Annotated in this window: 11 protein-coding genes; all 11 read right to left on the reverse strand. The window is 70.1% G+C overall.

The annotated features are described in order from the left end of the window. Nucleotides 1–15: 15 nt before the first annotated feature. The 11 genes from nrdR to AC3RX0_RS07120 all read right to left on the reverse strand — a co-directional run bounded on the left by nrdR (nucleotide 16) and on the right by AC3RX0_RS07120 (nucleotide 11,486). On the reverse strand, nucleotides 16–486 hold the full coding sequence (gene nrdR / locus AC3RX0_RS07070) for a transcriptional regulator NrdR (protein WP_491505205.1): 471 nt from the start codon (nucleotides 484–486) through the stop codon (nucleotides 16–18). A gap of 11 nt (nucleotides 487–497) precedes the next feature. Further along, nucleotides 498–1,799 carry a histidinol dehydrogenase gene (gene hisD, locus AC3RX0_RS07075; protein ID WP_491505206.1) on the reverse strand — a complete coding sequence of 434 codons (1,302 nt, stop codon included), beginning with the start codon at nucleotides 1,797–1,799 and terminating at the stop codon, nucleotides 498–500. A 61-nt stretch (nucleotides 1,800–1,860) separates the two neighbouring features. Beyond that, complete coding sequence (locus AC3RX0_RS07080; protein WP_491505207.1) at nucleotides 1,861–3,057, reverse strand: hypothetical protein; 1,197 nt, start codon at nucleotides 3,055–3,057, stop codon at nucleotides 1,861–1,863. Between the two features lie 62 nt (nucleotides 3,058–3,119). Then, nucleotides 3,120–6,668, reverse strand: a complete 3,549-nt coding sequence (gene dnaE / locus AC3RX0_RS07085) for a DNA polymerase III subunit alpha (protein WP_491505208.1) — start codon at nucleotides 6,666–6,668, stop codon at nucleotides 3,120–3,122. A gap of 13 nt (nucleotides 6,669–6,681) precedes the next feature. After that, on the reverse strand, nucleotides 6,682–7,803 hold the full coding sequence (locus tag AC3RX0_RS07090) for a hypothetical protein (RefSeq protein WP_498165904.1): 1,122 nt from the start codon (nucleotides 7,801–7,803) through the stop codon (nucleotides 6,682–6,684). A gap of 2 nt (nucleotides 7,804–7,805) precedes the next feature. Continuing rightward, the gene (locus AC3RX0_RS07095; protein ID WP_491505210.1) at nucleotides 7,806–8,387 is read right to left on the reverse strand and encodes an RNA polymerase sigma factor; all 582 of its coding nucleotides are present in this window, start codon (nucleotides 8,385–8,387) and stop codon (nucleotides 7,806–7,808) included. 121 nt (nucleotides 8,388–8,508) lie between these two features. Then, nucleotides 8,509–9,429, reverse strand: a complete 921-nt coding sequence (locus tag AC3RX0_RS07100) for an RluA family pseudouridine synthase (protein WP_491505211.1) — start codon at nucleotides 9,427–9,429, stop codon at nucleotides 8,509–8,511. Between the two features lies 1 nt (nucleotide 9,430). Then, the gene (locus AC3RX0_RS07105; RefSeq protein ID WP_491505212.1) at nucleotides 9,431–10,015 is read right to left on the reverse strand and encodes a signal peptidase II; all 585 of its coding nucleotides are present in this window, start codon (nucleotides 10,013–10,015) and stop codon (nucleotides 9,431–9,433) included. A gap of 9 nt (nucleotides 10,016–10,024) precedes the next feature. Continuing rightward, nucleotides 10,025–10,594, reverse strand: coding sequence for a DivIVA domain-containing protein (locus AC3RX0_RS07110; protein WP_491505213.1), 570 nt, complete (start codon nucleotides 10,592–10,594; stop codon nucleotides 10,025–10,027). A gap of 120 nt (nucleotides 10,595–10,714) precedes the next feature. Continuing rightward, on the reverse strand, nucleotides 10,715–11,017 hold the full coding sequence (locus AC3RX0_RS07115; RefSeq protein WP_491505214.1) for a YggT family protein: 303 nt from the start codon (nucleotides 11,015–11,017) through the stop codon (nucleotides 10,715–10,717). A 4-nt stretch (nucleotides 11,018–11,021) separates the two neighbouring features. After that, the gene (locus tag AC3RX0_RS07120; RefSeq protein ID WP_491505215.1) at nucleotides 11,022–11,486 is read right to left on the reverse strand and encodes a cell division protein SepF; all 465 of its coding nucleotides are present in this window, start codon (nucleotides 11,484–11,486) and stop codon (nucleotides 11,022–11,024) included. Between the last annotated feature and the right edge of the window lie 19 nt (nucleotides 11,487–11,505).

Consider the following 11,505-nt stretch of genomic DNA (forward strand, 5'->3'; position numbering starts at 1 on the left):
CCTCCAGGGTATCGGTCAGCCCTCGGCGGCCCGTGTGCGCGCGTGGTCGGCGCGCAGCTGCGCGATCGCCTCGTCGAAGTCGTCGAGCGAATCGAACGCCTGGTACACGCTCGCGAAGCGCAGGTACGCGACCTCGTCGAGCTCGCGCAGCGGGCCGAGGATCGCCAGGCCGATGTCGTTCGTGTCGATCTGGGCGGCGCCGGTGCCGCGGACGACCTCTTCGACCTTCTGCGCCAGCAGCGCCAGATCGTCGTCGGTCACGGGGCGCCCCTGGCAGGCCTTGCGCACGCCGGCGGCGACCTTCTCACGGCTGAACGGCTCGGCGACGCCCGAGCGCTTGACGACCGTGAGGCTCGCCGTCTCGACCGTCGAGAAGCGACCGCCGCACTCCGGACACTGCCGGCGGCGACGGATGCTGAGGCCATCGTCGCTGGTGCGCGAGTCGATGACGCGGGAATCGGGGTGACGACAGAAGGGGCAGTGCATCAGGCGACAGACTACCCCGCGAACCTCGCGGTGACCGCTTCGCCGTGGGCGGGCAGCACCTCGGTGTTCGCCAGGGTGACGATGTGGTCGGCGACCGCCGCCAGCGCGTCGCGGTCGTAGGTGATGACCTGCTGGGGCCGCAGGAACGTGGATGCCGACAGCCCCGCGGCGTAGCGGGCCTGCCCGCCGGTGGGCAGGACGTGGTTGCTGCCGGCCAGGTAGTCTCCCAGGCTCACCGGCGAGTACGCGCCGACGAATACCGCTCCGGCGTTGACGAACGCGTCGGGGTGAGGGTCGGCGAGATGCAGCTCGAGGTGCTCGGGCGCGTATGCGTTGCTGAACGCGGTCGCAGCGTCCAGGTCGTCGACGAGCACGATCGCCGACTGCACCCCGTCGAGAGCCTCGCGTGCGCGCGCCCCGTTGTGCGTGAGGACGACACGCGCGGCGACCTCGTCGTGCACGCGCGCGGCCAGCTCCGGGCTGTCGGTGACCAGGACGGCCGAGGCCTGCTCGTCGTGCTCGGCCTGGCTGATCAGGTCGACGGCGACCAGCGCCGGGTCGGCCGCGGCATCCGCCACGATCAGGATCTCGGTCGCGCCGGCCTCGGCATCCACCCCCACGAGCCCGGCCACGGCGCGCTTGGCGGCCGCGACGAAGTTGTTGCCCGGGCCGCTGACGACGTCGACCGGGTCGAGGCCCAGCGAGGCGACGCCGTGCGCGAATGCGCCGATGGCCCCGGCGCCGCCCATCGCATAGACCTCGGTGACGCCGAGCAGTCGCGCCGCCGCCAGGATGTCGGGGTGCACCCGGCCGCCGAACTCGGCCTGCGGGGGCGAGGCGAGGGCGACCTCGCCGACGCCGGCGACCTGCGCGGGAACGACGTTCATCACGACGCTGGACGGATAGACGGCCTTGCCGCCGGGCACGTAGACGCCCGCGCGACGCACCGGCCGCCACCGCTGCTCGATCACGCCGCCGGCCGCCGGACGCGTCACGGTGCCGGCCGGCACCTGCGCCGCGGAGGCGATGCGCACCCGCCGGATCGACTCCTCGAGCGCGGCGCGCACCGTGTCGCTCAGCCGGGCCAGGGCTTCGTCGAGGTGCGACTCGGGTACCCGGATCGGGTGGCCCTGGACGTGATCGAAGCGCTCGGCCTGCTCGCGCAGCGCGGCTTCCCCCCGGGCGGCGACGTCGTCGACGATCTGCGCGGCGGCCGTCAGCGCGTCGGCGCGGGCCGCCTGCGCGCGCGGCACGGCGGCCAGCAGCTCGGCGGGCGACAGCGTGTGACCGCGAAGGTCGATGGTGCGCAGCATCCCTCCAGGCTAGCCGCTGGGATGTCGCGCACCGTGCCGCGTGAACGCGTGCGTCAGGCGGTCACCCGCGCGTGACCCCCGAGACGTCGTTGAGCAATCCGACGCGCCCGTCCTCGTGCCGTACGACGTACGACGACCCGCGGTCCTCGATGACCAGGGCCCAGGCGGTCGGGCCGATCCGGAACAGCGGCACACCGTGCTCGTCGACGACGTCGCGCTCTTCGGGCACGAGCGCCCAGAACGCCTGGTGGGCGGTGACGGGGATGGCGGTGGTGGCGTCGGCGTCGGATGCCTCGACCTCGGCCTGCGGCTCGCCGCGGTCGCCGGGGCCGCCGTCGTCGACCGGCTCGGCGGGGGCGGAGTCGACCGGTGCGGGCGCGGGTGCGGGAGTGATGCCGGTGACCGACGAGGGCACCGGCCGAGGACGAGGCAGCACCGGGCGCGCCATGCGCGCGTTGCGGTGCGAGACGGTCTCGGGGCGGTGCTGGAAGTCCTCGCGCAGGCCCGGGATGAGCGGGGCGAACACGGTCAGCACGACGCCCGCGAGCATCATGATGAGCTCGACCCACGGGACCCACGTGGTGAACCACGGCACTCCCACCAGCCCGATGCCCGCTTCGGGACGCGCGCCGCTGCTCGTGATCACGACGGCGACCTGCCACCACAGCATCTGGAGCCAGACGATCGCGGCGACGCTGAAGGCGACGGCGGCGAACTGGTCGATGCCGAGCGAGCCCACGCGGCGGATGCCCGACGGCGAGAGCCGGCGCAGGACCAGCAGGAAGACGGCGACGGTGGGCACACCGATCGCGAGCACCCAGTCGATGCCGTGCGTCCACACCGAGCTGAATACGTAGGAGGTCGTGGAGAAGAACGAGACGACGAACGCGACGACCCACACTCCGATGAGGATCACCTCGCGCAGCGAGAACGGGCCGATGCCGTACTGCACGGGCTCGGTGTCCGCAACGCCGGCCGCAGAAGCGGCGGCCGCGGCGGCGGCCCCGTCCTGCGCGGATGCGCCGGCCTCGGGCGTGTCGGATGCGCCGGAGTCGAACACCGGGGTGTCGTACGGCGCGGCGTCGGGCGCCGAAACGTCAGGCGCGGGCGCGGCGGCGGCAGGATTCCCGGCGGCGTCCGACGCGCTGCCCGCGGAGCCTGAGGCGTCCGCCGTACCGGAGGCCGCGGCATCCTTCACCCCGTCGTCGGGCGACGCGGCCGCGGCGTCCCCCGGATCCTTGTTCTGATCATCCGTCACGGCGGTCTCCTTCCGATGGGCGCGGGCCCGTGGCACGACGCCGTCCGATCTTATCCGAGCACCTATCCCAGGCAATTGGGGCCGAGCAGTCCCTTGAGCTCTCCATAGAGATCTGCGGTGACCCGCACAGGAAGGGGCACTTCGAACACCTTCGCCGAGCCCCCGCGATACAGCCGCAGCGTCACCTCGGTGTCGCCCTGGTGACGCTTGAGCATCTCGGCGAGGTCGCCCACCACGCGCTGCGTGGCGCGGTGCTCGGGCATCGTGAGCGTGAGCGGGCCCGACGCGTCCACGACGCCGAGGTCGGGCGCGAAGCACGACTGCGCGTGCAGATTCATGCCGTCGTCACGCCGCGAGACGCGGCCGCGGACGACCAGGATCGAGTCGGCCTGCAGCATCAGCTGGAACTCGGCATAGGTCTTGCCCATGAACATGACCGTGACCTCGCCGTTGAAGTCCTCGACGGTGATCATGCCGTACGGGTTGCCGCTCTGCTTGGCCACCCGGTGCTGCACGCTGGTGACCAGCCCCGCGATCGTCACCTGGTCGCCGTCCCGCATGTCTTCGCTGTTGATCAGATCGTGGATGTTGATCGACGCGTGCTTTGCCAGCGGGATCTCGAGCCCGGCCAGCGGGTGGTCCGACACGTACAGCCCGAGCATCTCGCGCTCGAAGGCGAGTTTGTCCTTCTTGGTCCACTCGGGGCGGTCGGGCACCTTGCTGTCGTGCTGCGGCTCGTCGTCGCCCCACAGCGAGTCGAAGTCGAAGCCGACCTCGCCGTTGGCCTCGCGCCGCTTGTCGAGCACGGCCGCCTCGGTCGCATCCTCGTGGATCTCGACCAGGGCGCGGCGCGTGTCGCCCATCGAGTCGAACGCGCCCGCCTTGATGAGCGATTCGACCGTGCGCTTGTTCGCGACGTGCGTGGGCACCCGGCGCAGGAAGTCGTGGAACGAGGTGTACGGCCCCTCCTGCCGTGCCTGGACGATGCCGTCCACGACGTTCGAGCCGACGTTGCGGACGGCGCCCAGACCGAAGCGGATGTCCTCCCCCACGGCCGCGAAGTACTTGATCGACTCGGAGACGTCCGGCGGCAGCACCTTGATGCCCATGCGGCGGCACTCGTTGAGGTACAGCGCGAGCTTGTCCTTCGAGTCGCCGACGCTGGTCAGCAGCGCGGCCATGTACTCGGCGGGGTAATGGGCCTTCAGGTATGCGGTCCAGTACGAGACGAGGCCGTACGCGGCGGAGTGCGCTTTGTTGAACGCGTAGTCCGAGAACGGCAGCAGGATGTCCCACAGCGCCTTGATCGCACCCTCGCCGTAGCCGCGGTCGATCATTCCCTGGTGGAAGCCCTCGTACTGCTTGTCGAGCTCGGACTTCTTCTTCTTGCCCATCGCACGTCGCAGGATGTCGGCCTGGCCGAGCGAGAAGCCGGCCACGCGCTGGGCGATGGCCATGACCTGCTCCTGGTAGATGATCAGGCCGTAGCTGGTCTCGAGGATGTCCTGCAGGGGCTCTGCCAGCTCGGGGTGGATCGGCGTGATGTCCTGCTGGCCGTTCTTTCGCAGTGCGTAGTTGATGTGCGAGTTCGCGCCCATCGGGCCCGGCCGGTACAGCGCGATGACGGCCGAGATGTCTTCGAAGTTGTCGGGCTTCATCAGCCGCAGCAGCGACCGCATCGGCCCGCCGTCGAGTTGGAACACGCCCAGCGTGTCGCCGCGGGCGAGCAGATCGTACGACGGCCGGTCGTCGAGCGGCAGCTCTTCGAGCACGAGCGGCACGCCGCGGTTGGCCTCGATGTTGTCGAGCGCGTCGTTGATGATCGTGAGGTTGCGAAGCCCCAGGAAATCCATCTTGATGAGGCCGAGGGTCTCGCAGGCGGGATAGTCGAACTGCGTGACGATCTGGCCGTCCTGCTCCCGCTTCATGATCGGGATGATGTCCATCAGCGGGTGGCTGGACATGATGACGCCGGCCGCGTGCACGCCCCACTGCCGCTTCAGGTTCTCGAGCCCCACGGCCGTGTCGAACACCGTCTTGGCCTCGGGATCGGTCTCGATGACCGTGCGGAACTCGGATGCCTCTTTATAGCGAGGATGCTGCGGGTCGAACATGCCGCCCAGCGGCATGTCTTTGCCCATCACAGCAGGGGGCATCGCCTTGGTGAGCTTCTCGCCCATGCTGAACGGGAAGCCGAGGACGCGGCCGGCGTCCTTCAGCGCCTGCTTGGCCTTGATCGTTCCGTAGGTGACGATCTGGGCGACCCGGTCGTCGCCGTACTTCTCGGTGACGTACTGGATCACCTCGGCGCGGCGGCGGTCGTCGAAGTCGACGTCGAAGTCGGGCATCGAGACGCGGTCGGGATTCAGGAACCGCTCGAAGATCAGGCCGTGGTTGAGCGGGTCGAGATCGGTGATGCGCATCGCGTACGCGGCCATCGACCCTGCGCCGGAACCGCGGCCGGGACCGACGCGGATGCCGTTGTCCTTCGCCCAGTTGATGAAGTCGGCGACGACGAGGAAGTAGCCCGGGAAGCCCATCTGCGCGATGACGCCGCACTCGTAGTCGGCCTGCTTGCGCACCGCGTCGGGGATGCCGTCGGGGTAGCGGAAGCGCAGTCCGTTCTCGACCTCTTTGATGAACCAGCTCTCTTCGGTCTCGCCGTCGGGGACCGGGTAGCGCGGCATGTAGTTCGCGCTGGTGTTGAACTCGACGTTGCAGCGCTCGGCGATCAGCAGCGTCGTGTCGCACGCCTCAGGGTGGTCGCGGAAGACCTGCCGCATCTCGGCCGACGACTTGACGTAGTACCCGTCGCCGTCGAACTTGAACCGCTTCGGGTCGTCGAGCGTGGACCCGGACTGCACGCACAGCAGGGCGGCGTGGCTGGTGGCGTCGTGCTGGTGCGTGTAGTGCAGGTCGTTCGTGGCCACGAGCGGGATCTGCAGGTCCTTGGCGATCTTCATGAGGTCGCCGGTGACCCGTCGCTCGATCGCGAGACCGTGGTCCATGATCTCGCAGAAGTAGTTGTCGCGACCGAAGATGTCCTGGAACTCGGCGGCCGCCGCCCGTGCCGCGTCGTACTGCCCCAGGCGCAGCCGGGTCTGGATCTCGCCGGATGGGCACCCGGTGGTCGCGATCAGGCCTTTGCTGTAGTCCTGCAGCAGCTCGCGGTCCATCCGCGGTTTGAAGTAGTACCCCTCGAGGCTCGACCGGCTCGAGAGCCGGAACAGGTTGTGCATGCCCTCGCTGGTCTCGCTGAGCAGGGTCATGTGGGTGTAGGCGCCCGACCCCGACACGTCGTCGTCGCTCTGCTCGGGCGTGCCCCACCGCACGCGCGCCTTGTCGGAGCGGTGGGTGCCCGGGGTCACATACGCCTCGATGCCGATGATCGGCTTGATGCCGGCGGCCTTCGCGGTCTTGTAGAACTCGAAGGCGGCGAACGTGTTGCCGTGGTCGGTGACGGCGATGGCCGGCATCTCGAGCCGGGCCGCCTCTTCGACCATCGAGCCGATGCGGGCGGCGCCGTCGAGCATCGAGTACTCGCTGTGCACATGCAGGTGAACGAAGGAGTCGGATGCCACGTCCTCGAGTCTACGTTCGACCCCCGACATCCGCCCCCGACGCTCAGGGCGCGGTGTCGACGACGGCGACGCTCACCGTGCGCTGCTCGTCGGGCAGACCGGCCGGCACGATCGAGCCGCCGGCAGGCACCGAGGCGTCCGTGATCGCGGTGACCAGCGCCCGCGCATCGTCGACCGTGAAGGTGGTCGTACGCGTCCATCCGTCGGCCGGGACCGCGAACGAGAAGGTCGTGGTGCCGCCGGCCCGGTGCGCGATGCGGACGCCGTCGATCAGTGCCAGTGCACGGAACATCGCCTTTCGCAGCTCGGCGGGCGCCAGGTTGGTCGTCAGCCCGCTGCTGAGCGTCCAGACGACCTGACGGTCGGCCTCGGCCCCCGTCGTGCCGGTGCGCGCGCGCAGCCAATCCAGCAGGGCCCCGGGATCGCGCGGCATCTCGTCGAACAGTTCGCGCTCGTCGAGGGTCGCGTCCGGCGCCTCGGCGTCGCCGGGTGCCCGCCCGCCGGGCAGGCGCCACAGCTCGGGCGTGTCGCCGTGCCGCTGGGCCTTCCAGGTCGCGATCGCCTCATCGGCGCGGTCGCCGTACGACGCCGTCACGGACCACGGCGAGCGCTGGTCCCACACCCACTCGTCGTCGCGGTCGGCCGGGACGTAGAGGTGCGTCGTGTGCTGGGTGACGAACGCGGCGATCGCGTTGCGGCGATTGCCCATGGGAGCGAGCTCGCCGGTTGCGGCATCCTCGATCGCGTACTCGGTGAACGCATCGGTCTCGTCGATGCGCAGATACTGACCCGCCGCCGGCACGGTGCCGGTAGCATCCGTGTGCACGGCAGCCTGCTCGAGCAGCTCGGCCGCGGTCGCCGCCGGCGGCACGAGTACCGGCGGCACTCCGGGCCGCGTCGGGTCCACCGGGATGAGGTTGCCGGCCACGACGATGCCCGTCGCCACCACGGCCGCCGCGGCCGTGATGCCGCCCGCCCAGCGCCAGCCCGTGCGCCGGACAGGCCGGACGGGCCGGACGAGCGGAACGGGCCGCTCCCGTCGGGCCTCCCCTGCCGCCTGCGCGGCGTCGATCTCGCGGGCGAGTGCGACGCGGGCCGCGTCGATCGCAGCCTCGTGCGACTCGGCCGTCGGCGCGAGTGCGCGCACGTTCTCGATCACATCCATGGTCACTCCATCTCGTTCTGATCGACCGTGGCCAGCGCCCGGTCGCCGTCGGGTGCGAGCCGCTTGCGGAGCCGGTGCATGCGGGTGCGCACCGTGCCCGCGGGAATCCCCTGCGCGATCGCGATCTCTTCGAACGTGAGCTCGCCCCACGCGTGCAGCAGCAGCAGGTCGCGGTCGCGATCGGGGAGCGCTGCGATCCGAGGTGCGAGTTCGCGCAGCGCCGAGTGCGCGTCGAGCCGCGCGTCGGCGGCCGGCAGCCGTCCGTCCGAGGCGTTGTCAAGACCGGTGGATGCCTCGACCGCACGCCACTGTCGCGCCTCGCGGGCCCGATGCCGGGCGATGTGCCGTGAGGCGATGCCGAACAGCCACGGCTTGGCGGAGTCGCTCGATGCGTCGAAGTCGCCGCGACGGCGGAAGGCGACCAGGAACGTCTCGCTCAGGACGTCCTCGGCCGCATCGGTGCCGACGCGCCGCGCCGCGTATGCGACGATGACGCGCGCGTGCCTCTCGAAGATCTCGGAGAAGGCAGCGGGGTCGTCGACGGATCGGCGGATGATCTCGCTGTCGGTGCTCACATCAGCCATTGCCCGATTCCGGCGGGCGCGTTTCACCTCCGTCGTTCTCGGACGTCGTGCGCCCCAGGTGTTCGACCCAGGATGCCGCAGATCCGTCGTCGCCGACAGACGACCTGCGGCGCGGTTCAGCTCACTCTGCGCGCAGGAGGTCCAGCGCGTGCTGGAAGTCTGCCGGGTACGGCGAGGCGAACGACACCCATTCGCCGGTGCCGGGGTGCTCGAACGCCAGGCGGTGCGCCTGCAGCCACTGCCGCGTCAGCCCCAGACGCGCCGACAGCGTCGGGTCGGCGCCGTACAGCGGGTCGCCGACGCAGGGATGCCGGTGGGCGGCCATGTGCACGCGGATCTGGTGCGTCCGCCCGGTCTCGAGGTGGATCTCGAGCAGGGATGCCCCGCGGAAGGCCTCGAGGGTCTCATAGTGCGTGACGGAGTCCTTGCCGTCGGGCGTCACGGCGAACTTCCACGGGTGGGTGGGGTGCCGGCCGATCGGCGCGTCGATCGTGCCGTTCAGCGGGTCCGGATGCCCCTGCACGACCGCGTGGTAGATCTTCTCCACCGTGCGCTCCTTGAACGCGCGCTTGAGGGCCACGTAGGCCCGCTCACTGCCGGCGACCACCATCAGACCACTGGTTCCGGCATCCAATCGGTGCACGATGCCCTGCCGCTCTGCGGGGCCCGTGGTCGCGATGCGGAATCCGGCCGCGGCCAGCGCGCCGAGCACGGTCGGGCCCTCCCAGCCCACCGACGGGTGGGCGGCGACCCCGGCGGGCTTGTCGACGACGACGATGTCATCGTCGGAGTAGACGATGCCGAGGTCCGGCACGGCGATCGGGATCACCGTGGGCTCGGCCTTGGGCGTCCACGACACCTCGACCCATGACCCCGCGCGCAGCCGGTCGGACTTGCCCAGGGTGCGGCCGTCCGCGCTCACGCCGCCGGCGTCGGCGACCTCGGCCGCGAACGTGCGCGAGAAGCCGAGCATCTTCGCCAAGGCCGCATCGACCCGCGAGCCGTCCAGCCCGTCAGGGACGGGAAGAGTGCGCGACTCCACCTCAGTCCTCGGCAGAGGTGTCGGTCCCGGCCTTCTCGGTCGGGTGCTCTGTCGCCTTCTTCGCCGCGTCGCCGTGCCGCTCGCGCGTGCCGTCGAACCGGATGCCGAGCAGTACGAGGATCGCGACGGCGACCATCATCGTCGTGATGAACATGTCGGCCACATTGAAGGTGGCCGGCATCATCCACGGCATGTTGATGAAGTCCACGACATGGCCCACGCCGAAACCGGGCTCGCGGAACAGCCGGTCCGAGAGGTTGCCGAGCACGCCGCCCAGCAGCAGGCCGAGGATCACGGCCCAGGCGCGCGATTTCACGCGCGTGCCGACGAGCCAGATGATCGCGAGCGCCACGATCGCCAGGGCGATCGTGAACACCCATGTCACGTCGCTGCCGAGCGAGAAGGCGGCCCCGGCGTTCTTGATCAGGAAGAAGATCAGGAAGTCGCCGACGACGTGAACCGCCCGAGTGAGCGGCAGGTTGTTCAGTGCCAGGTACTTCGTGAACTGGTCGGCGACCAGCACCAGTGCCGCGAGGATCACGACGATGGTGCCGGCCGCCGCAGTACGCAGAGGGGCGCGGCTCACCGACCGGGCCTACAGGCCGACGGACGAGACCGGCGTCGGGCCGGAGGCGTTCGCGGTGGTGTCGAGCTCGCGCAGCTTGCCTTCGATGTAGCTGCGCAGCTGCGAGCGGTAGTCGCGCTCGAACGTGCTCAGCTCCGAAATGCGGCCCTCGAGCGCCGTGCGCTCCTTGTCGAGGCGGGCGATCTCGTCGCGGCCGCGGGCCTCGGCCTGCGACACGATCGACGCCGCCTGCGCCTGTGCGTCGGCGATGAGCTTGTCGCGCTGGGCCTTGCCCTCGGCGACGTGCTCGTCGTGCAGGCGCTGGGCCAGCTCGATGATGCCGGCGCTCTGGTTCGCGCCGCCGGCGACGGCCACGGGGGCCGCGGCGGGCTGCTCGACGGGGGCGGGCGCCGGGGCGGGGGTCGCACCGGACTCGAAGGCCGCCAGCTTGGCCTTCAGCTCTTCGTTCTCCGCCAGGGCCTTGCGCCACTCGACGACGACCTCATCGAGGAAGTCGTCGACCTCGTCCGGGTCGAACCCCTCCTTGAACCGGACGTGTTGGAACTGCTTGGTGACGACGTCATCCGGAGTCAAAGGCATTTCTTCCTCTTTCGGGGCTCGTTATCAACGTGATGCTGGCCGATGTCTGGGCACCCAGTCGCTCGGACCGGTGTTACCAGCAAAGCATAGTCGGCGGTGGGACGGGGTGCGAGGGAGCCCTCACAGGAACGTCAGGGCGCGCGTGATCGACATCAGGATGAAGCACGCCAGCAGCACGATCGTGAACGCGAAGTCGATCGCCATGGGACCGATGCGAACCGGTCGCACGAACCGGCGGAGGAACCGGATCGGCGGATCGGTGATCGTGTAGACCGCCTCGGCCATGACCAGGCCGGCGCCGCGTGGACGCCAACCCCGGCTGAGCAGCGGGATGATGTCGAGCACCATCCGCGCGATCAGAGCCAGGACGTACAGCAGCAGCAGCCAGTAGATGATCGCCGCGATGGCGTGGACGACCTCCACGCCGTCAGTGCTGGGTGAACGGGGTGACGTCCGGGTCCGCCTGCGCCACGGTGCCGTCGCCCGACAGGGCGACGTTCTCGGGCGACAGCAGGAACACCTTGCTCGTCACACGCTCGATGCGCCCGTACAGGCCCAGCGACAGCCCGCTCGCGAAGTCGACGAGGCGCCGGGCGTCGGTGTCGCTCATCTGCGAGAGGTTGATGATGACCGGGATGCCCTCGCGGAAGTTCTCGGCGATCAGCTGCGCGTCGCGGTACTGCTTGGGATGCACCGTCAGGATCTCGCTCACGGCGGTCGGCGCCGGCTGGCGGACGACCGCGGGCCGGTGGATCGGCGTCACCGGAGCGGGCGCCTTCTCGACGGACTTCGCCGCGCTGCGCGGCTGGGCCACCTGCTCGGGCTCGTCGTCGATCTCTTCTTCGTCGGCGAGGCCCAGGTACACCATGGTCTTCTTGAGCGGGTTCGACATCGCATCCTCCGTTTGCTTG

This window comes from Microbacterium sp. W1-4-2 (assembly GCF_058349885.2).

What these genes read in the sequence shown, in the direction of transcription:
- nrdR (WP_491505205.1), bottom strand. Translation starts at nt 486, where the DNA reads ATGCACTGCCCCTTCTGTCGTCACCCCGATTCCCGCGTCATCGACTCG.
- hisD (WP_491505206.1), bottom strand. Translation starts at nt 1,799, where the DNA reads ATGCTGCGCACCATCGACCTTCGCGGTCACACGCTGTCGCCCGCCGAG.
- dnaE (WP_491505208.1), bottom strand. Translation starts at nt 6,668, where the DNA reads ATGTCGGGGGTCGAACGTAGACTCGAGGACGTGGCATCCGACTCCTTC.
- AC3RX0_RS07090 (WP_498165904.1), bottom strand. Translation starts at nt 7,803, where the DNA reads ATGGATGTGATCGAGAACGTGCGCGCACTCGCGCCGACGGCCGAGTCG.
- AC3RX0_RS07095 (WP_491505210.1), bottom strand. Translation starts at nt 8,387, where the DNA reads ATGGCTGATGTGAGCACCGACAGCGAGATCATCCGCCGATCCGTCGAC.
- AC3RX0_RS07110 (WP_491505213.1), bottom strand. Translation starts at nt 10,594, where the DNA reads ATGCCTTTGACTCCGGATGACGTCGTCACCAAGCAGTTCCAACACGTC.
- AC3RX0_RS07120 (WP_491505215.1), bottom strand. Translation starts at nt 11,486, where the DNA reads ATGTCGAACCCGCTCAAGAAGACCATGGTGTACCTGGGCCTCGCCGAC.